Origin of the sequence: [Muricauda] lutisoli (nom. illeg.) (assembly GCF_017313105.1) — a bacterium.
GTDB classification, from domain to species: domain Bacteria; phylum Bacteroidota; class Bacteroidia; order Flavobacteriales; family Flavobacteriaceae; genus Flagellimonas; species Flagellimonas lutisoli.
Map to the genome: position 1 here is coordinate 330,622 of NZ_JAFLND010000001.1, position 20,618 is coordinate 351,239.

The following is a 20,618-nucleotide window of genomic DNA, read 5'->3' on the forward strand; positions in this document are numbered from 1 at the left end:
TATCAATGTTTTATGGGGGTAAAATCACAAACTTGTGTTTATTATTTATATTACCCCTATTTTAAGAAGGGTTGAATGAAAAAAAAGTAATTTTTGCAGTATATATTATTAAATTCTTAATTGTAGATTTGAAAATTAAAGATTGTTGAAAATGCCTAATACAAGATTCCAGGCCCTGGTCGAAAGCCGTAACAGGGAACATGCCAATATTAATGAAACAGGGAAACGTTCCGACCTTTTTGGTAAGAATGTTTTTAATGAGGATAAGATGCTTCAGTTTCTCACAGAGGAAGCTCTCGATAAAGTTAAATCTGCCATTTTTCAAGGCACCAAAATAGATCGGAAAATTGCTGATCAAGTGGCGGAAGGTATGAAGGCGTGGGCGCTTTCTATGGGAGCCACACACTATACCCACTGGTTTCAGCCATTAACCGGTGCAACAGCGGAAAAGCACGATGCATTCTTCGATATTCTTCCCAACGGAAGGGCCATGGAGAAATTTGGGGGAGCACAGTTGGTGCAACAAGAACCCGATGCGTCCAGTTTTCCGAGTGGGGGAATCAGAAATACATTTGAAGCAAGGGGCTATACCGCATGGGATCCAACCTCGCCGGCATTTATATATAAGACAACCCTCTGTATTCCAACCATTTTTGTAGCGTATACCGGTGAAGCCTTGGATAACAAAGCTCCATTGCTAAGGGCATTACATGCTGTGGATCAAGCCGCAACGGGCGTAGCGCAATATTTTGATAAAAACGTGAAAAAGGTACATGCCACCCTGGGTTGGGAGCAAGAGTACTTTTTAATAGATAAATCTCTGGTGAACTCTCGATTGGACCTTTCCGTTACCGGAAGGACTTTGGTAGGCAGTTTTTCGGCCAAGGGGCAACAATTGGACGATCATTACTTTGGTGTGATTCCACCACGTGTTCTTGGTTTTATGAGTGAACTGGAAAAGGAATGTACCAAATTGGGTATCCCGGTTAAAACCCGTCACAATGAGGTAGCACCCAATCAGTTTGAGCTGGCTCCCGTCTTTGAAGAGGCAAATCTATCCGTAGATCATAATCTGTTGTTGATGGATGTGATGGAAGAGATAGCCGACAAATACAACTTTTCGGTCTTGTTCCACGAAAAGCCCTTTTCTGGAATCAATGGGTCGGGCAAACACAACAATTGGTCTTTGGGAACCGATACGGGCGTTAATCTATTGAGCCCTGGTACCACACCCATGAAGAACCTACAGTTTTTGACTTTCTTCGTGAACACCATCAAAGCTGTGGATACCTACGAGGAATTGTTGAGGGCATCGATTGCCTCCGCGAGCAACGATCACCGGTTGGGAGCCAATGAGGCACCGCCACCGATCATATCCATATTTATAGGTCAACAATTGAGTGATGTGCTCGATGAACTGGAAGGCGTTTCCAAAGGAAAATTGTCCCCTCAGGAAAAAACAGAGCTCAAGCTCAATGTTGTGGGTAAGATTCCAGAGATATTACTGGACAACACCGACAGGAACCGGACATCGCCTTTTGCCTTTACAGGGAATAAGTTTGAAATGCGGGGCGTTGGGGCCAAAATGAACTGTGCCAAGCCCATGACCATGCTCAATACTATTGTGGCCAAGCAGTTGACCGACTTCAAAAAAGAGGTCGATGCCCTGATTGACAAGAAAAACTTGAAAAAGGATGAGGCCGTATTCAATGTACTTCGGGAATACATCAAAACTTCCAAGCGTATCCGTTTTGAAGGTGATGGTTATGGTATAGAATGGCAAGAAGAAGCCAGGAGGAGGAAACTGAGCTTTAACAAAAATACTCCAGAAGCCCTTCAGGTAATTACATCAAAGGAAAGCTACGAGCTCTTCAAACAAATGGATGTTATGAACGAAGTGGAACTCAAGGCGCACAAGGAAGTGGAATTGGGCGCATACATTTTCCACATTCAGATTGAGGGGCGTGTATTGGGTGAAATGGTCTATAACCACATCATTCCCGCCGCAGTGAAGTATCAAAATATGCTGTTGGAAAATATTCATGGGCTAAAAGAAGTCTATGGGGCAGCACATAAAAAGGTAGCTGAGGGCCAATTGAACATCTTGGAACAGATCGGGGAGCACATTATGGAGATCAAAAAGCTTACCGATGAAATGGCAGATGCCCGCAAACGTGCCAACGGCATGTCGGTAGTGGATAAAAAGGCCCAGGCCTATTGTAACAACGTGAGGCCCTATTTTGAAAAAATCCGTGAGCATTCAGATACCTTGGAGAAACTGATCGCCGACGAATTCTGGCCCTTTACCAAGTACCGCGAAATGCTGTTTTCCAAATAGAACAATACACAAAAAGGAAAAGACGGAAAGCATATCAATAATTTGATGGCTTTCCGTTATTTTTGCCCAAACCTTTCATATGTCATCGGATACCAGTAAAAGATATGCGCAACGAGGTGTTTCTGCCTCCAAGGAAGATGTGCACAACGCCATCAAGAACATTGATAAAGGACTTTTCCCGAAAGCGTTCTGTAAAATTGTGCCCGATTATTTAACAGGTAGCGAAGACCATTGTTTGGTAATGCACGCCGATGGTGCAGGAACCAAATCCTCTTTGGCCTATATGTACTGGAAGGAAACCGGAGATGTTTCCGTTTGGAAGGGGATTGCCCAAGACGCACTCATTATGAACGTGGATGACCTGATCTGCGTGGGTGCCACCGATAATATTATGCTGTCGTCCACCATTGGGCGTAACAAAAACCTGATTCCCGGCGAGGTGATTTCAGCTATCATCAATGGAACAGAGGAACTTATATCCGATTTGGACAAGCATGGGATTACCATCCGTTCCACGGGAGGTGAAACTGCCGATGTAGGCGATTTGGTACGTACCATAATCGTGGATTCCACAGTAACCGCAAGAATGGAACGAAAAAATGTCATCGACAATGCCAATATCAAGGCAGGAGATGTTATCGTAGGTTTGGCTTCCTTTGGAAAAGCGAGTTACGAAACCGAGTATAACGGAGGAATGGGCAGTAACGGTTTGACCTCTGCTCGACACGATGTGTTTTCTAAATACTTGGCCGATAAATATCCAGAAAGTTTTGATGCATCAGTTCCTGAAGAGTTGGTGTATTCGGGCAATACCAAACTAACGGACAAAGTTCCGGATTCACCGCTTGATGCGGGCAAATTGGTATTGTCGCCCACACGAACGTATGCGCCCATCATAAAAAAAATACTGCAAAAAGATACTTCTGACGAAATTCATGGAATGGTACATTGCAGTGGCGGTGCGCAGACCAAAATCCTTCACTTTGTGGAGAACCTTCACATTATCAAGGACAACATGTTTTCCATTCCACCTTTGTTCAAACTCATTCAAGAACAATCTGGAACGGATTGGAAAGAAATGTATCAAGTGTTTAACTGTGGCCATCGCATGGAGCTGTATGTAGATGAGAAGGTCGCGGAAGAAATCATTGCCATTTCCCAAAGTTTTGATGTGGATGCCCGGATTATTGGGAGAGTGGAATCATCCGAAAGTAAAAAATTGACCATCCAAAGCCCGTACGGCAAGTTTGAGTACTAGCATACGATTTCTCTCGAAATAGCGTTTGATAATATAAACCTCACGCTATGGAAAGAAAAGAGTTTCTACGAAGTTTGGGCGCAGGAGCTGCCTTTGCCCTTACATTTCCTTGTTTGCAAGGATGTTCTAAGGATGAAGTTGATGGTAACTTAGTGGAAGAACCCACAGGAGTTGATTTTACTGTCGACCTTACTTCAGCCGAAGCATCCAACCTTTCCGAAAATGGTGGTTTTATTTTGAAGAACTTAGTGGTTATAGCCAGAAACCTGCAAGGTGAGTATGTGGCGGCAAGCCAGGTTTGTAGCCATCAATCCTACGATCAGGTGCGTTTTGTGGATCAGAGTGGTGGTATTTTCTATTGCGATGTCCATGGTTCACGATTTGATCAAGATGGGACCCCGCTCAATCAAGTGGATGGAAACCCAGCTAGAGCTTTGAAGGTTTACAATACGGAACTCAATGGCTCCATATTACGGGTTTATGAATAGTTTTTGAATCCCAAAGCGAATGAAAAAAGTAATCTACATATTGCTATTTGCCAGTTTTGGTATGCTTCAGGCGCAACAATGGCAAGAGAATTTTGATGATGCGCTGGCCAAGGCCTCCGCTGAGGACAAACCCATTGTTCTGGTGTTTTCGGGCTCCGATTGGTGTGCCCCCTGCATCCGTTTAAAGCGACATGTTTTTGACAGCGATGAGTTCAAGGCATATGCTTTGGAGCATTATGTAATGTACGATGCAGATTTCCCACGTAAGAAGAAAAACCAATTGCCGGAGGAAAAACTTAATGTAAATAAGTCCTTGGCAGAAAAATATAACCCAAGAGGTTATTTTCCATTGGTTGTGGTTATTGACAAAGACCAAAATGTTTTGGGAACCACAGGTTTTGTGGCCCGAACCAGTCCTGAAAAATACATCAAGACCCTGAATAAATTCCTAAAATGAAAACCTTTGTTGCCTTGGCCTGCAGTCTTTGTTGCCTGCTGTCGTTCGGGCAGTCGAGGCAAACGGATGTCACGGTAAAAAAGACCCTGAAATTGATGGGTACCCGGTTCGAGATTACCGTGGTGGCGCCTAACGAGGAAATTGGATATATCAACATAGACGAAGCTGTATCCGAAATTGAGCGAATAGAAAATATCATTTCATCCTGGAACGAAAAGTCAGAAACCTCTTTGATCAACACAAATGCGGGGATAAAACCCGTTAAGGTAAGTCACGAGTTGTTTAATTTGATTGAAAGATCCATCAAAATATCCGAAATAACCGATGGGGCCTTTGACATTACCTATGCCTCTATGGACAATATCTGGAAATTTGATGGTACAATGGATAAGGTGCCGACCGAAGCGGAAATCGAGAAGTCGGTTTCAAAAGTGGGGTTTGAAAAGATTCAACTGGATGCGGAAAACCAAACCATATTCCTCCCTGAAAAAGGGATGCGGATTGGATTTGGTGCCATTGGTAAAGGCTATGCCGCCGATCGGGCAAAGGACCTTCTCGTTTCCAAGGATGTAAAAGGTGGAATCATAAATGCCTCTGGAGACTTGACAACCTGGGGCACTAAGATAACGGGCGAAAAATGGTTGGTAGGAATAGCCAATCCACTCAGTAAGGATAAGGTGTTTAGTTGGTTGCCCATTGTAGAGTCCTCTGTGGCAACTTCAGGAAACTACGAAAAATATATTATGCTAAATGGGGAAAAATATTCGCATATCATAGACCCCAGAACGGGTTACCCGACCAAAGGTATCAATAGTGTTTCCATTTTCGCCAAACAAGCAGAATTGTGCGATGCTTTGGCAACTGCCGTTTTTACAATGGGCCGTGATGTTGGCTTACATATGATCAATCAGATTGATGGGGTAGAGGCTGTTGTAGTGGATTCCGAGAATAAAGTTCATAAAAGTTCAGGTATCATGTTCGATACGAATTAGTACATTTAATGTATGGGAAAACCTTTTTTTTTAATGTTGCTTTTGATTTTTTCAAGTTCCTGCGTAGCTGTTCGTGAATACGATAAGGTATATGTGAACGATGAAGAAATGCAATTGAGCGCAAGACCGTGCGAACGGTTCGAGACCAATTTCCATATTTACAGGGAAGCTTCCTCTGGCGCCAATGGCGGCAAAACAGGAGGTGGATGTGGATGTAATTGATAATGAATCTGTCCAATCGATTTAAAAGCTTATGATCCATTTGTCCAAATCAACAAAATCCGTTTCCGTAGTCCTGTTCTTTTTTGTGACATTGATGGGATGGGCACAGCAAGGAGACACCTCTTACAAGCGAAGGGTTTTGGAGGCAAGTGAGGTCGATTTGTTGTTCAGTTATTACAACCAAGATGGGCAAAATGCTGCCGTAACCGGAGGTGAAGGCACCGAGGAACTAACGGATGCCACTTCCAGTATTGTCCTTCGAATGCCTATGAACGAAGATGATATTTTAACGGTGGATGTTGGGCTGTCGGCCTATACTTCGGCATCTTCCAGTAACGTGAATCCGTTGGATGGAGGCCTCAATGTTACTCCTTTTGATGCTTCTTCGGGTGAATCACGAAAGGATGTGTTGGCCTATATCAATCCAACCTATCAGCATAGCTCGGACGACCGGAACACTATCTGGAGTGCCAATGCCTATTTTTCATCGGAATACGATTATTTTTCAATAGGGTTTGGTGGTAGTTTTACCAAATTGTTCAATGAAAAAAATACTGAAATTACACTAAGCGGTCGTGTGTTTTTGGATAAGTGGAATTCACAATACCCGATAGAGTTGCGCGATGGTTTTTTTGATGATCGCATTACGGGAAACGGCACATACAGTCCACTTTTTAGGGAGTTTGATAATGAGAACAGGAATTCGTATTCACTTTCCCTAAGCTTCTCCCAGATTTTGAGCCAAAAATTGCAGGGAGCGTTGTTTGTGGATTTGGTTTCCCAGAACGGATTGTTGAGCACTCCATTCCAACGGGTCTACTTTTCTGATTTTGAGGATTTTTATATTGATGAATTCCAATTGGCGGACAATGTGGAGCAATTGCCCGAAAGCCGTTTTAAAATACCTGTGGGCGGTCGGTTGAATTATTATTTGAACGATCTGGTGATTCTACGCTCCTACTACCGTTTTTATTGGGACGATTGGGGCATAAGTTCGCACACGGCAAGTCTGGAAGTTCCCTTTAAGCTTACGGATAAATTTACCTTATATCCAACCTACCGCTACTATACCCAAACCGCTGCGGATTATTTTTATCCCAAAGAGCAGGCGTTGTCCACTTATGAGTTTTATACTTCGGATTATGATTTGTCCAATTACGATGCCCATCAATATGGGATAGGGGTACAGTACAAGGATATTTTTACAAGTGCTCGAGTCCTTAATTTTGGATTGAAAACCATTAACCTGCGATTCAGCCAATACGATAGGAGCAATGGCCTCAATGCGTTCATCGTTACCTTGGGAACTACTTTTGTTGGGAATTGATAGGTAAATACCCCTCACTTTCGAGGTCTTCCATATTGTGGATCAATTTAGAGCACCCATTTTTTAGGAAATACAGATCATCACTTAACGACACTATTTCCTCATACAAATGATCCGTAAGTAGTATGATTTTATCCACTTTTTTATGCTCAATGATATCCTTGATTTTCGAAACGTACAGGGGTGCTAAATTGGAAAAAGGTTCATCAAGAAGGATAATATTTTTGTCGCTGTTCAATATGAGGTAGGTTTCCAACAATCTGAGTTCACCACCGGATAGATTGGAGGTATAGTGATTTTTAAAGGGTTTGAAGTGTTCAAAATCATTTATAAAGGTCCCCCAATCAACATTGAACAATTTGAGACTGCTGCCAACTTTCATAGTTCTGGTAAGTAACTTTTGCTGAGGCAAGAAAGCCACTTGATTTCTTTGGAACAATGGCGATTTTATCAATTCGCCATCAATACGGATGGATTTGTATTTTGGACTTAAACTTCCGAATAAAATATGGAGCAAAGAAGTTTTTCCAGAGCCGTTTCTTCCCAAAATACCAGTGACTTTTCCGCTTTCGGCTTTTAAATATATACCTCTCAAAATGGTTTTGCCATCAAAGGAAAGTTCTATGTTGTCGATTTCTAGAACCAAAAGAAAAAGATGATATAAATAATTACGGATATCAGTAAATCAAACAGAAAAGAGAGAGACAATAAACCGACCTTGGAAATCCCGAAGTTTTGATATAAAACCAAATCTTTTGAATATCTTGAATCTGAAAACCTTAGGATGAACAATCCGATAAAAACCAGTTTCAAAGCAATTATGGAAGAAAAAGGTGCTTTAAAAAACATGAACAGAATTGCTATCAATGTGGAAGCCAAGAGAACGGTTTTGTAGAACAGAAAAACCAGTAGGTATGTTTTAATACGGAATAATGGAACCATGGTATTTATTAAATGTACAAATTAATCGTAAATTCGCATTCCTATAGGAGGATTGATTTATGCTAGACAAACTCAACATCGTAAAACAGCGTTTTGATGAGGTTTCGGACCTGATCATACAACCCGATATTATTGCTGACCAAAAAAGGTACGTAAAGCTCAACAAAGAGTATAAGGACCTTAAAGTGCTCTGCGATAAGCGTGACGAATATATTACACTTACCAAGAATATTGAGGAGGCCGAGGAAATCATCGCGGATGGAAGTGATGAGGAAATGGTGGAAATGGCCAAAATGCAGTTGGATGAGGCCAAAAGTGCCATGCCCAAATTGGAAGAGGAAATCAAATACTTACTTATTCCGAAGGACCCTGAGGACGAGAAAAACGTAGTAATGGAGATCCGTGCGGGAACGGGAGGTGATGAGGCCAGTATTTTTGCGGGCGATTTGTTCCGTATGTACACCAAATACTGCGAATCCAAAGGCTGGAAGACCAATGTTATCGACTTGAGCGAAGGAACTAGCGGCGGATACAAGGAAATCCACTTCGAGGTGAACGGCGAAGATGTTTACGGAACGCTTAAGTTCGAGGCGGGGGTGCACCGTGTACAGCGTGTTCCACAGACCGAGACCCAAGGTAGGGTACATACCAGTGCAGCTACCGTAATGGTGATTCCCGAAGCAGAGGAGTTTGATGTTCAGATAGACCCAAAAGATGTTCGGATCGATTATTTCTGCTCGTCGGGACCCGGTGGTCAGTCGGTAAACACCACATACTCTGCAGTGCGTTTAACCCACGAACCTACGGGTATTGTGGCGCAATGTCAGGATGAAAAATCCCAGCACAAAAACAAGGACAAAGCGTTTAAAGTGCTTCGTTCCCGTTTGTACGATATGGAATTGGCCAAAAAACAGGCTGAAGATGCCGCCAAACGTAACTCTCAGGTAAGTAGTGGTGATCGTTCGGCCAAAATCCGTACCTACAATTATCCGCAGGGCAGGGTAACCGACCACAGAATTGGACTGACCCTTTATGATCTGCAAAATATTATGAACGGTGATATTCAAAAAATAATCGATGAGTTGATGCTGGTGGAAAACACCGAGAAACTCAAGGAAGCTTCGGAGATATTTTAATCTGTTAAATTCAATTCCCGTACGGTCGAGACCCCATCAAAATGAAGATTGAAGATTTAATTGCCCAAATACATCAAAAGAAATCGTTCCTCTGTGTTGGTCTCGACACCGATTTGGATAAAATACCGAAGCATCTTCTAAAAGAAGAAGATCCCATTTTTGCTTTTAATAAAGCCATTATTGATGCCACACACGCTTATTGTGTGGCCTATAAACCTAATATTGCTTTTTATGAGGCCTATGGTCTTCAAGGGTGGAGGTCCTTGGAGCGAACCATGGAGTATTTGAATGCAAACCACCCCGAAATATTCACCATTGCGGATGCCAAGCGCGGGGATATAGGGAATACTTCCACGCGCTATGCCAAGGCATTTTTTGAAACGATGGACTTTGACTCTATCACCATTGCACCCTATATGGGCAAGGATTCTGTGGAACCCTTTTTGGAGTTCGAGGATAGGCATACCATTTTATTGGCCCTTACATCCAACCAAGGTGCTTTTGATTTTCAGACCAAAATAGTGGACGGGCAAGAACTGTACAAAGAAGTGTTGTCCGTTTCCAAAACGTACAAAGGCTCAGAACGGTTGATGTATGTGGTAGGGGCAACGAAGGCCACGTATTTGGAAGATATCCGAAAGATTGTTCCAGAAAGCTTTTTATTGGTGCCCGGGGTCGGTGCACAAGGTGGAAGTTTGCAGGAAGTGTGCAAATACGGAATTACCAAGGATGTAGGTTTGTTGGTGAATTCTTCCCGTGGCATTTTATATGCTTCCAACGAGTCGGATTTTGCAGAAACTGCCGCAAAAAAGGCAAAGGAAATCCAGCAAGAAATGGAAATTGAACTGGCTAAACTGAAATAGGGCTCACCTACAAGCTTTCCAAAACCTTTTTGATACTCTGTGCTTTGCTTTTAAAGAATTCGCCCAACTGATTGTCCTTTCCGGAAACACTTGCAGCTTTTTCCATAAAATTTTTGTGCATTACCTCCAAAACCGAAGCGGCTTGGCTTAGTCCTGTAATGGGGGTAACCGATCCAACTTTGCAATATTGATTATTCATAGCCCTCAAGATTTGTTAATAACAAAGATACGTTCAAAACAGGCATATAGATTATGATAAATGTTGGTATACACCTAGAAATCAGGTTATTTATCTAAAATTTAACGTAACCCCAACCATTTTGGTGGATTTGCTTACATTTTGTTAGAATAAAATTAACGTACCTTTAAAAGGTACTGGTAGGCAGGTAAATAAATCTCTTATGCGAAGGTTGGTATGTATTTTCACTTTGTTTTTTTGTCTTGGTTTGCAGGCACAAGAACCGGCAAATTGTAATTGTTGCTCCAAGGACCATAAAGCTTTTGATTTTTGGATCGGCGAATGGGAAGTGGTCAATTCCAAAGATGGCTCCCCGGCAGGTTCCAGTGTAATCCAAAAGGAGGAAGATGGTTGCGTAATCAGGGAAAATTGGACCAGTGCCAAAGCGGGTTATACTGGGACGAGCCTTAATTTTTTCAATGCCCAGAGTAATCAGTGGGAACAATTGTGGATAGATAATGGCGGTTCTTTTTTAAAATTGAAAGGAAATCGTAAAGGGAGCCAAATGGTTTTGATGTCCGAAGAGTTCATAAAAGCTGACGGCAAAAAATATTGGAACCGTATTACTTGGACCAAGAACAACAATGGAACGGTAAGGCAGCTATGGGAGGTTCTTGATGAGTCTGGGAATGCCTCTATTGCATTTGATGGACTTTACAGAAAGCATACAAAATAAAAAACCGGTGAGGAACACCGGTTTTTAAACTAACTAACTCAAAAAAATGCTAACTCAGATAACTTGTACAAAATTCAATTTTAACCTTCAGGTCAAGGTTAATTTAACTTTAGGATTTTGTTATAATTATACTTAATTATTACAGTTATAACGCATTACCTATAAAGTTATTACATTTTTCTGAAAAAATTGTGATTAATCTTGCAGAGCGAATACTTTTTTTAACAAATTTGTTGTACGAGACGAAACTTTTGTCCTAATTTCCTTTTCTTCAACGGCAATCATGGTATAGACTCCCTCCAAGGCTTCATTGGTAGTATAATCGGTTAAATCTGGATTGACATTGTTTGTCAAAGGTAAGCTGTTATACTTTGTGATAATGTTGCTCCATATTTGGTCTGCACCTACTTTTTGAAAGGAGTTTTTAATAATAGGATTGAATTTATTGTATAGCTGGATCCTTGTAGCTTGCTGTAAATATTGGGTCGCTGCGTTATCGTTCCCCAACAAAATCTGTTTGGCATCATTAAAAGTGATACCCTTTACGGCATCTACAAAAATGGGCGTAGCTTCACCAACGGCATCCTCTGCAGCACGGTTAATGATTCTCAACCCTTCATCTGCCAAACTGGACAAACCAATATCTCGAAGCGTTTTGTCCACTTTCTGTAATTCCTCTGGAAGTAGGATTTTGACCAATTCATTTTTGTAAAATCCATTTTCTCTGGTCAGTTTGTTCACTTGTTTTTCAATGCCCATGTTAAGGGCTTCCCGCAATCCTTGTGCAATTTCGGCATTTCCAATTCCATTTGTTCCTTGGGGCAGTTGGTTTACAACCTGTTGCAGTTCAGCACATCCTACAAGTTGAAATGCTAAAAAGCATAGCAATAATCTTTTCATGGTTAAATGTTTAAATTGATATGAAAATACTTCGAATCACCTTAAAACCGACTGATTTTGAAATTTTTTAGGTGAAATCACCTTAATTCAAAAATCAACCCGCTTTTGGCGCTAATTTCCAAGGTTTGGTGCAACTCGTATTCAGCGCCTGAAATTATTTCCCATCCTTTATTGAATCCTTGCATACCTTCCGAAAATCGTTCAAGGTTAATTTTTTGGTCTTTATCGGAATTGTTCAAAACGACCATTACGGTTTCATCAGGATCATTGGGCAAGTATCTAAAATATACGTAGATGTTCTTAACAGGGGAGAAGTGAAGTGTTTTCCCAAAATGAACGGCTGGTTGGCCTTTTCGCCAGTTCAATAGTTTTTTGGTAAAATCATAATACTTGTTTTGTGCAACAGTTCTTCCATCGTTGGTAAAGGCATTATGTTCATCTCCTGGCCATCCACCTGGAAAATCCCGGCGAATATCACCATCGCCTTTACTTTTGTCCCCCAACATTCCTATTTCATCACCATAATAGATTTGGGGTATTCCTCGCAATGTCAATAGTAAGGTGAGTGCCAGTTTGTATTTGTCCAAGTCGCCCTCAAATTCCTGATTGATACGATTAACATCATGGTTGCCCATTTTTATCAATAGATTATTGATGTTGGGATATAGGAAATCCTTGGTCAAATGGTCATAAACCCTATAAAAGCCATCACTCCAATTCTGCTCATCCTCATGGAAAACTTGTAATAGAATATCGTGCAACGGGAAATCCATCACTGTTGGTAAATTGGAATTAAACCCTTGTATGGCACCAACTTTACTGTCCTTTTGCCAATAGGCGATATGGGCCGTGTCGTGCATAAAAGTTTCCCCCATAATATTAAAGTTGGGGTATTCTTCCATCACTCGGGTCACCCACTCGGTAATTCCCTGCTTGTCATTGTAAGGATAAGTGTCTACCCGGATGCCATCCAAATCCCCGCTTTCTATCCACCAAATGGCATTTTGCACCAAGTAGTTGATCACCATGGGGTTGCTTTCGTTCATGTCGGGCATGGTGTAATCAAACCAGCCATCCATGCAGCCCTTGGCATCAATTTTTGATGCATTGGGATCAAATTGAGTGGTTTGGATGTAATTGCTTCTTTTAAAGCCATTTTCCCCACCTTCCCAATAATGAATCCAATCTTTGGATGGTAGATCTTGAATGAGCCAATGGCTTATGCCCCAATGGTTGGGAACAAAATCCATAATATGTTTCATGTTCCGTTTATGGAGTTCGGAAGAAAGCTTGGCAAAATCTTCATTGGAACCGTAACGCGGGTCAATTAAATAAAGATCGCTACTGGCATAGCCATGGTACGAATAAACTTTTTCGTTATCCAAAGTGAGCGGTGTGCTCCAAAGGGTGGTCGCTCCAAGTTCGTGGATGTAGTCCAAATGATCAATGATTCCTTGAATATCGCCGCCATGTCGCCCACCTTGATGATCTCGGTTGGCTTTTTCTATAGTTTCCGGTGTACTGTCATTTGATGCGTTTCCATTGGCAAATCGGTCCGGCATTATAAGATATATGACATCCGATGAGTCGAACCCTTTTCTTTGTTCTGAATTTTCCCTTCTTGCTTTGAACTCATAATCAAAAGAATCAATTGTTCTTCGACCCTTTTTGAGGGATAAGGTTTGAATTCCAGGGGAGATCCCGTACGTGTCGACCGTCACAAATAAATAATTTGGGTTTTCCGTTTTCACTACCTTTTTGATGGTAATGTTCCCTGAAAATTCAGGGACTAGGTCGCTTATGTTGTCGCCATAGACCAAAACCTCTAATTCTGTCTGTTGCATCCCGACCCACCAGTTAGGCGGTTCCACCCGTTCTATTTGACCCGATGCCACCCCACAAATGGTGAATAGAACCAGAGTTATAAGCTTTCTCATAAATATATGTTCAGTTGAATGTTCCTCCTTTTTAGGATTGATGGGAAACACGCAACGGTTGCTCGTTAACGATTACCTCAAGGGCATCACCTTCGTCAATAGTAAATGCTGCTCCATCCTGCGTAACGGTTACTTTCAAAATACGATTCCTAAAGTTGATTTTAAAGGAATACATATCCCATTGTTCTGGTATTTTGGGAGAAAAACAAAGTTTACCATCCTTAATTCGCATACCACCGAAACCTTCTACAATACTCATCCAGGTTCCGGCCATGGAGGTAATGTGCAATCCTTCTTCTACCTCTTTATTGTAATCGTCCAAATCCAATCTTGATGTACGGAGATAAAAAGTGTAGGCTTGCTCCATTCGGTCCAATTTTGCGGCTTGAACAGAGTGTACGCATGGAGAAAGCGAAGACTCGTGAACGGTGAACGGCTCATAAAAATCGAAATGCTTTTCCAGTTCTTCGTTGGTAAAATGGTCTTCAAAGAAATAGAATCCTTGGAGCGTGTCCGCCTGTTTGATGTATGGAGAACGTAAAATCCTGTCCCAGCTCCAGTGTTGGTTGATCGGGCGTTCTTTTTTATCCAAATCGGCCACGCGGACCAAATCCTTGTCCAAAAATCCATCTTGCTGGAGGTAAACGCCATGCTCTTCAGAACGAGGGAAGTACATATGGGCAGCTACTTTTTTCCATAGCCCTGTCTCGTCATTGGTCAGTTGGGTCTTCTCCATCACCCTTTTGTAATCTTCTGGATAGTTCTGTTGCACGTGTTCCAATTGCTCCAAGGCATATTCCAAACACCATTTGGCCAAGTAATTTGTGTACCAATTGTTGTTTACGTTATTTTCATACTCGTTTGGGCCGGTTACACCGAGCATTACATATTTGTTGCGATGTGCGGACCAATTTACCCGCTGCTGCCAAAAACGAGCTATTCCGATCAGAACTTCCAATCCCATTTCTGGAACGTAGCTGTAATCTTCGGTGTATCTTGTGTAGTTGTAAATGGCATATGCTATGGCTCCGTTCCTATGGATCTCTTCAAATGTGATTTCCCATTCGTTATGGCATTCTTCACCATTCATGGTAACCATGGGGTAGAGGGCCGCCCCATTTTTAAAACCGAGCTTTTCAGCGTTTTCGATAGCTTTCTCTAGATGGTTGTACCTGTATGTGAGCAGTTTTCGGGCTACTTCCTGATTTTTGGTCGCCATATAAAATGGAAGACAGTAAGCCTCTGTATCCCAATAGGTACTTCCACCATACTTTTCCCCTGTAAATCCTTTGGGGCCAATATTCAATCTGGAATCGGTTCCAGTATAGGTCTGGTTCAGTTGAAAAATATTGAAGCGAATGCCTTGCTGAGCTTTAACATCTCCGTCGATGTAGATGTCGCTCATTTCCCAAATTTGCCCCCAAGCTTTTTTCTGTTCTTCCAAAAGACCATCAAAGCCAAGAGATGAGACTTGGTCCAGTGTTTCGTTGGCAGCTTCGATTAATTTGTTGGCCTTATGATTGCGGTCCACCGTGTATCCGCCAAATTTGACCAAGCTTACTTTTTCTCCTTTTTTTATGTTTTGCACGAATTGAAAGCCAATGGAAAGCTCTTCTTTGGTTTCGGAATCCGGAGTTGTTGATAAGGTGTCGTTATAAATCAAATGGGCTTGCATAAAGGTGCATACATTAAAATGGGTTTTCATGGTATGCGACTCGATAAAGGCCCTGTTCTTTTCTGTTTTGATGCTTGTGGTATTCCAAAATTTATCGTCCCAGTTACTGTCTTCATTGGTGATGCCCGAATCGATATAAGGTTTAAAAACCACCTCTGCATCCGAATTAAGTGGGGCGATTTCAAACTTGATGGCTCCAACTTCATCATGGGACAGACTCAGAAATCGTGTAGCAACCACTTCAATTTCTATATTGTTGGGTGTGGTCGCTATGAAATTTCTTCGATACCACCCTTCTTTCATGTTCAGTTCCCTCTTAAAGTTTTTAATGTTGGTACAAGTGGCCAAATCCAAGGGGGTGCCATTTATCTCTACATCAATTCCAATCCAATTCGGGGCATTCAATACTTTGGCGAAGTATTCTGGATAACCGTTTTTCCACCACCCGACACGGGTTTTGTCGGGGTAATAGACTCCTCCAATATAGCTTCCTTGAAAAGTAGGTCCGGAATATGATTCTTCAAAATTGGCACGCTGCCCCATAGCGCCATTACCAATACTAAAAAGGCTTTCTGAAGATTTGACTCGATCTTGGTCAAAACCTTCTTCAATAATGCTCCATGGGTTGGGTTGTATGTAGTCTTGATTCATTGTAGAAATGATTGATGTTGTGTTTATTTAATGTTTACTTGCTGATTAGAAGATACGTAATCTTTCCCCTAAGAAAAAATCACGGTTTTATTGTTGTATACCATGGTTTTCCGTGCTACGTGAAGCTGCACTGCACGGGAAAGGACAATACGCTCCAAGTCCCTTCCTTTGGCTATAAAATCCTTTACGGAATGCGTGTGTGAAACAGTGGTCACATCCTGTTCAATGATAGGCCCGGCATCCAAATTCTCCGTAACGTAATGGCTTGTTGCACCTATGATCTTAACACCCCTTTTAAAAGCGGCATGGTAAGGTTTTGCCCCTGCAAAGGCGGGTAAAAAAGAATGGTGGATATTGATGATTTTCTGTGGGAACACATCAATCACCTTTGGTGATACTATTTGCATGTACCTGGCCAAAACAATAAAATCCACGCCATATTGTTCCAAAAGCTCCAGTTGCTTGTCCTCGGCTTCGGATTTATTTTCTTTGGTCACGGGAATATAAAAATAGGGAATGCCAAACTGTTCCGCTACATATTCCAAATCCTTATGGTTGCTTAAAATAAAGGGGATATCCACTGATAATTCGCCAGAATTGTAACGGCTCAGCAAATCATAAAGGCAATGATTGTATTTGGAAACAAAAATGGCCATTTTTGGCCGGTACACATCGGTATAGGCATCCCATTCCATATGAAACTTAGTGGCCAATTCCTTTGCAAAATCCTCTTTAAACTTGTATAGGTCCAATTCCTGTTCAAACTCACTTTTTAAACGCATAAAAAAAACGCCCGCTTGTTTGTCCACATGTTGGTCCAAATAAACCACGTTCCCCTTTTGTTGATGGATAAAAGTGGTTACCGAGCGGATGATTCCCGATTGGTCTGGACAATTGATAAGGATGGTCAGTTTCATTGGACACATTTAGGCGGATAAAATTATGGTATTCAAAAAAGGAAGCCCAAAGATTTAATATTTTTTATACAATCTTAATCAAAATCAATTTTCAATTGCATTTTCTGTAAATTGCAGAGCAAAATCAGACCTTTTATTGCAGATGGAACAAATTAAACCCTACAAGCCTAAACATAAAATAAGAATTGTTACCGCAGCATCCCTGTTCGATGGGCATGATGCAGCAATCAATATAATGCGAAGAATCATCCAGGCTACTGGAGTCGAGGTAATCCATTTAGGACACGATAGGAGTGTGGCAGAAGTGGTTGATTGTGCGATCCAAGAGGATGCGAATGCCATTGCAATGACATCATACCAAGGTGGGCACAACGAATACTTCCGATATATGTTCGATTTGTTGAAAGAAAAAGGTGCGGGCCACATCAAAATTTTTGGTGGCGGTGGCGGTGTTATCCTGCCTGAAGAAATAAAGGAACTGATGGATTACGGCATTGAACGGATTTATTCCCCCGATGACGGTCGGGAAATGGGTCTTCAGGGTATGATCAACGATTTGGTGGAGCGATGTGATGATGCAGTTCCCGATTTGGACCTTCCCAAGGAAAAAACTCTTGAAGATGAACTCAAGGCTAAACATCCCAACACTTTGGCACGGTTGATTTCATTGGCCGAAAACCGTCACGAAGCGTTTGAAAAATATCAACCAGTCATTGAAAAAGCCGAAAATAATGTTCCCGTTTTAGGAATTACGGGAACTGGGGGAGCTGGTAAATCCAGTTTGGTGGATGAATTGGTACGCCGATTTTTAATAGATTTTCCTGACAAACACATTGGGATTGTTTCCGTGGACCCATCCAAACGAAAAACCGGGGGCGCTCTTTTGGGAGATAGAATACGAATGAACGCGATCAATAACGATAGGGTATACATGCGTTCGTTGGCCACCCGGCAGTCTAATTTGGCTTTGTCCAAATATGTAGCGGAGGCGGTACAAGTTCTAAAAGCGGCAAAATATGACCTGATAATCCTGGAAACCTCAGGGATAGGTCAGTCCGATACCGAAATATTGGAACACAGCGACATATCGCTTTATGTGATGACACCGGAGTTTGGTGCGGCCACACAATTGGAGAAAATTGATATGCTGGACTTCGCCGATATTGTTGCCATCAACAAATTTGATAAACGGGGAGCTTTGGATGCGATTCGCGATGTGAAAAAGCAATACGCCCGGAACCATGGATTATGGCATACCAATGAAGATGAACTCCCAATTTTTGGGACCATTGCTTCGCAGTTCAATGATCCTGGAATGAACAACCTTTATAAAAAGGTGATGGAAACCTTGGTGGAGAAAGCAGGTTCCACTTTGAATTCCACTCTGGAGATTACCCAGGAAATGTCGGAGAAAATCTACGTGATTCCACCATCCCGAACACGATATTTATCAGAGATAGCCGAAAACAACAGGAGTTATGATGCCAAGGCGAAGGAAGAGGCCAAAATAGCCCAAAAACTTTACGGTATCTTTTTGACAATGGCATCCACATTGGAAATGGACCAAGAACAGGCAGAAGAATTGTTCTTGGATAAATCGGGCTTGAATGAAGAGAAAATCGAATCCCACATCAAAAATGAGGCATCCAAGGAATTGATAAATCTCCTGATCAAGGAATTTGATAGAGTGAAAATGCACTTGAACCCACACCATTGGGAGGACATTTTAAAGTGGAAGGAAAAAGTTAACCGGTACAAGGCAGAAATCTACTCCTTTAAAGTGCGGGACAAGGAAGTCAACATTAAAACACATACCGAATCCTTATCACATAGTCAGATTCCAAAAGTGTCCTTGCCCAAGTACAAAGCGTGGGGCGATATCTTACAATGGATCTTGCAAGAAAATGTTCCAGGCGAATTCCCATACACTGCAGGACTGTACCCTTTTAAAAGGGAGGGTGAGGATCCCACCCGAATGTTCGCAGGAGAAGGTGGTCCAGAGCGGACCAACCGTCGATTCCATTATGTGAGTATGGATATGCCCGCCAAACGATTGTCCACTGCATTTGATTCGGTCACCTTATATGGAAACGATCCAGATCATAGGCCGGATATCTACGGAAAAATTGGTAACGCAGGAGTGTCCATCTGCTGTTTGGACGACGCCAAAAAACTGTATTCCGGTTTTGACCTGAGCAGTCCAATGACCTCGGTAAGTATGACCATTAATGGTCCCGCGCCCATGCTTTTGGCTTTTTTTATGAACGCTGCCATTGATCAAAATTGCGAGAAGTATATCAAGGAGAATGGCTTGGAAAAAGAGACCGAAGATAAGATCAAGACTATTTTTAAAGAGAAAGGGATGGCACAGCCCAACTATTACGGCGAACTTCCCGAAGGGAACAATGGCCTTGGGTTGATGCTCTTGGGCGTAACGGGAGACCAAGTGCTTCCCGAAAGTGTGTACCAAGAAATAAAGGCCAAGACCCTGAACCAGGTTCGTGGTACGGTGCAGGCTGATATTTTAAAAGAAGATCAAGCACAGAACACCTGTATTTTTTCGACCGAATTTGCACTGCGATTGATGGGCGATGTACAGGAATATTTTATTGAGCAACAGGTGCGCAATTTCTACTCGGTTTCCATTTCGGGCTATCATATTGCAGAAGCGGGGGCCAATCCTATCACCCAGTTGGCCTTTACACTTTCCAATGGGTTTACCTATGTGGAATACTACTTGAGTCGTGAAATGGACATCAACAAGTTCGGTCCAAACCTTTCGTTCTTCTTTTCCAACGGAGTGGACCCGGAATATGCGGTCATTGGACGCGTAGCTCGACGCATTTGGTCGAAGGCCCTTAAGGAAAAATATGGGGCCAATCCAAGGGCACAGATGTTGAAGTATCATATCCAAACCTCAGGAAGAAGCCTGCACGCACAGGAAATTGATTTTAACGATATCCGCACCACACTTCAGGCCTTGTATGCGATTTATGACAATTGCAATTCTTTGCATACCAATGCTTATGACGAGGCGATCACTACGCCTACAGAGGAGTCCGTCCGTAGGGCAATGGCCATACAGCTGATCATCAACAAAGAACTGGGATTGGCTAAAAATGAAAATCCAATACAAGGATCTTTCATTATTGAAGAACTGACCGAGTTGGTAGAGGAGGCCGTTTTAATGGAGTTTGACAGGATTACGGAACGTGGTGGTGTACTCGGAGCTATGGAAACAATGTATCAGCGCTCCAAGATTCAAGAGGAAAGCCTTCATTATGAAACCTTGAAACACTCGGGAGAATATCCGATTATTGGGGTAAATACGTTTTTGAGTTCCAAGGGTTCGCCGACCATTTTACCGGCAGAGGTGATCCGTGCTACAGAAACTGAAAAGGAAAATCAGATAAATACCTTGCAAAACCTTCACAAACGGGAGGCTGACGAGGCTGAGAAACAGTTGAACGAATTACAGGAAGTGGCCATTAACAATGAAAACATTTTTGAAAAGTTGATGGAGGCCGCCAAATATTGCTCGTTGGGCCAGATAACCGAAGCGCTGTTCCAAGTAGGGGGGCAGTACCGAAGAAATATGTAG

17 protein-coding genes are annotated in these 20,618 nt (G+C 42.2%); 11 read left to right on the plus strand and 6 right to left on the minus strand.

Annotation, left to right across the window (positions count from 1 at the left end; genetic code table 11):
* Positions 1–151 precede the first annotated feature (151 nt).
* From J0X13_RS01585 to J0X13_RS01615, 7 genes are all read left to right on the plus strand, one after another.
* Positions 152–2,338, plus strand: a complete 2,187-nt coding sequence (locus J0X13_RS01585; protein WP_207069733.1) for a glutamine synthetase III family protein — start codon at positions 152–154, stop codon at positions 2,336–2,338.
* A gap of 79 nt (positions 2,339–2,417) precedes the next feature.
* On the plus strand, positions 2,418–3,596 hold the full coding sequence (locus J0X13_RS01590; protein WP_207069734.1) for an AIR synthase related protein: 1,179 nt from the start codon (positions 2,418–2,420) through the stop codon (positions 3,594–3,596).
* 47 nt (positions 3,597–3,643) lie between these two features.
* On the plus strand, positions 3,644–4,084 hold the full coding sequence (locus J0X13_RS01595; RefSeq protein WP_207069735.1) for a QcrA and Rieske domain-containing protein: 441 nt from the start codon (positions 3,644–3,646) through the stop codon (positions 4,082–4,084).
* A gap of 19 nt (positions 4,085–4,103) precedes the next feature.
* Positions 4,104–4,541 carry a thioredoxin family protein gene (locus J0X13_RS01600; protein WP_207069736.1) on the plus strand — a complete coding sequence of 146 codons (438 nt, stop codon included), beginning with the start codon at positions 4,104–4,106 and terminating at the stop codon, positions 4,539–4,541.
* The gene (locus tag J0X13_RS01605) at positions 4,538–5,533 is read left to right on the plus strand and encodes an FAD:protein FMN transferase (RefSeq protein WP_207069737.1); all 996 of its coding nucleotides are present in this window, start codon (positions 4,538–4,540) and stop codon (positions 5,531–5,533) included. Before J0X13_RS01600 ends, J0X13_RS01605 begins: the two co-directional genes overlap by 4 nt.
* A 12-nt stretch (positions 5,534–5,545) precedes the next feature.
* Entirely contained in the window at positions 5,546–5,755 is a 210-nt protein-coding gene (locus J0X13_RS01610) for a DUF4266 domain-containing protein (protein WP_207069738.1), read from the plus strand.
* Positions 5,756–5,786: 31 nt separating this feature from the next.
* Positions 5,787–7,082: a DUF3570 domain-containing protein gene (locus J0X13_RS01615; RefSeq protein WP_207069739.1), complete on the plus strand. Its 1,296-nt coding sequence runs from the start codon at positions 5,787–5,789 to the stop codon at positions 7,080–7,082.
* Here J0X13_RS01615 and J0X13_RS01620 read toward each other — a convergent pair.
* Complete coding sequence (locus J0X13_RS01620; RefSeq protein WP_207069740.1) at positions 7,063–7,728, minus strand: ATP-binding cassette domain-containing protein; 666 nt, start codon at positions 7,726–7,728, stop codon at positions 7,063–7,065. The two genes, J0X13_RS01615 and J0X13_RS01620, sit on opposite strands and share 20 nt — an antisense overlap.
* A gap of 355 nt (positions 7,729–8,083) precedes the next feature.
* On the opposite strand from J0X13_RS01620, the gene prfA reads away from it, so the two are divergent.
* On the plus strand, positions 8,084–9,160 hold the full coding sequence (prfA, locus tag J0X13_RS01625; protein WP_207069741.1) for a peptide chain release factor 1: 1,077 nt from the start codon (positions 8,084–8,086) through the stop codon (positions 9,158–9,160).
* A 41-nt stretch (positions 9,161–9,201) separates the two neighbouring features.
* Complete coding sequence (pyrF, locus tag J0X13_RS01630) at positions 9,202–10,023, plus strand: orotidine-5'-phosphate decarboxylase (protein ID WP_207069742.1); 822 nt, start codon at positions 9,202–9,204, stop codon at positions 10,021–10,023.
* A 7-nt stretch (positions 10,024–10,030) separates the two neighbouring features.
* Here pyrF and J0X13_RS01635 read toward each other — a convergent pair whose 3' ends face one another.
* Positions 10,031–10,222, minus strand: a complete 192-nt coding sequence (locus J0X13_RS01635) for a hypothetical protein (RefSeq protein ID WP_207027786.1) — start codon at positions 10,220–10,222, stop codon at positions 10,031–10,033.
* Positions 10,223–10,424: 202 nt separating this feature from the next.
* Between J0X13_RS01635 and J0X13_RS01640 the strand changes: the two genes are divergently transcribed.
* Positions 10,425–10,937, plus strand: a complete 513-nt coding sequence (locus tag J0X13_RS01640) for a hypothetical protein (protein ID WP_207069743.1) — start codon at positions 10,425–10,427, stop codon at positions 10,935–10,937.
* 195 nt (positions 10,938–11,132) lie between these two features.
* Here J0X13_RS01640 and J0X13_RS01645 read toward each other — a convergent pair whose 3' ends face one another.
* From J0X13_RS01645 to purU, 4 genes are all read right to left on the minus strand, one after another.
* Positions 11,133–11,837: a DUF4197 domain-containing protein gene (locus J0X13_RS01645; RefSeq protein ID WP_207069744.1), complete on the minus strand. Its 705-nt coding sequence runs from the start codon at positions 11,835–11,837 to the stop codon at positions 11,133–11,135.
* Positions 11,838–11,914: 77 nt separating this feature from the next.
* Positions 11,915–13,774 carry a glycoside hydrolase family 13 protein gene (locus J0X13_RS01650; RefSeq protein WP_207069745.1) on the minus strand — a complete coding sequence of 620 codons (1,860 nt, stop codon included), beginning with the start codon at positions 13,772–13,774 and terminating at the stop codon, positions 11,915–11,917.
* Positions 13,775–13,805: 31 nt separating this feature from the next.
* A complete protein-coding gene (locus J0X13_RS01655) occupies positions 13,806–16,100 on the minus strand; it encodes a glycoside hydrolase family 65 protein (RefSeq protein ID WP_207069746.1) in 2,295 nt (764 codons plus the stop codon).
* A 68-nt stretch (positions 16,101–16,168) separates the two neighbouring features.
* Positions 16,169–17,017: a formyltetrahydrofolate deformylase gene (purU, locus tag J0X13_RS01660; RefSeq protein WP_207069747.1), complete on the minus strand. Its 849-nt coding sequence runs from the start codon at positions 17,015–17,017 to the stop codon at positions 16,169–16,171.
* 142 nt (positions 17,018–17,159) lie between these two features.
* Between purU and J0X13_RS01665 the strand changes: the two genes are divergently transcribed.
* The gene (locus J0X13_RS01665; protein WP_207069748.1) at positions 17,160–20,618 is read left to right on the plus strand and encodes a methylmalonyl-CoA mutase family protein; all 3,459 of its coding nucleotides are present in this window, start codon (positions 17,160–17,162) and stop codon (positions 20,616–20,618) included.

Coding starts and splice junctions, on each gene's coding strand:
- J0X13_RS01585 (WP_207069733.1), top strand. CDS start 152: ATGCCTAATACAAGATTCCAGGCCCTGGTCGAAAGCCGTAACAGGGAA.
- J0X13_RS01590 (WP_207069734.1), top strand. CDS start 2,418: ATGTCATCGGATACCAGTAAAAGATATGCGCAACGAGGTGTTTCTGCC.
- J0X13_RS01595 (WP_207069735.1), top strand. CDS start 3,644: ATGGAAAGAAAAGAGTTTCTACGAAGTTTGGGCGCAGGAGCTGCCTTT.
- J0X13_RS01600 (WP_207069736.1), top strand. CDS start 4,104: ATGAAAAAAGTAATCTACATATTGCTATTTGCCAGTTTTGGTATGCTT.
- J0X13_RS01605 (WP_207069737.1), top strand. CDS start 4,538: ATGAAAACCTTTGTTGCCTTGGCCTGCAGTCTTTGTTGCCTGCTGTCG.
- J0X13_RS01610 (WP_207069738.1), top strand. CDS start 5,546: ATGGGAAAACCTTTTTTTTTAATGTTGCTTTTGATTTTTTCAAGTTCC.
- J0X13_RS01615 (WP_207069739.1), top strand. CDS start 5,787: ATGATCCATTTGTCCAAATCAACAAAATCCGTTTCCGTAGTCCTGTTC.
- prfA (WP_207069741.1), top strand. CDS start 8,084: ATGCTAGACAAACTCAACATCGTAAAACAGCGTTTTGATGAGGTTTCG.
- pyrF (WP_207069742.1), top strand. CDS start 9,202: ATGAAGATTGAAGATTTAATTGCCCAAATACATCAAAAGAAATCGTTC.
- J0X13_RS01635 (WP_207027786.1), bottom strand. CDS start 10,222: ATGAATAATCAATATTGCAAAGTTGGATCGGTTACCCCCATTACAGGA.
- J0X13_RS01640 (WP_207069743.1), top strand. CDS start 10,425: ATGCGAAGGTTGGTATGTATTTTCACTTTGTTTTTTTGTCTTGGTTTG.
- J0X13_RS01645 (WP_207069744.1), bottom strand. CDS start 11,837: ATGAAAAGATTATTGCTATGCTTTTTAGCATTTCAACTTGTAGGATGT.
- J0X13_RS01650 (WP_207069745.1), bottom strand. CDS start 13,774: ATGAGAAAGCTTATAACTCTGGTTCTATTCACCATTTGTGGGGTGGCA.
- J0X13_RS01655 (WP_207069746.1), bottom strand. CDS start 16,100: ATGAATCAAGACTACATACAACCCAACCCATGGAGCATTATTGAAGAA.
- purU (WP_207069747.1), bottom strand. CDS start 17,017: ATGAAACTGACCATCCTTATCAATTGTCCAGACCAATCGGGAATCATC.
- J0X13_RS01665 (WP_207069748.1), top strand. CDS start 17,160: ATGGAACAAATTAAACCCTACAAGCCTAAACATAAAATAAGAATTGTT.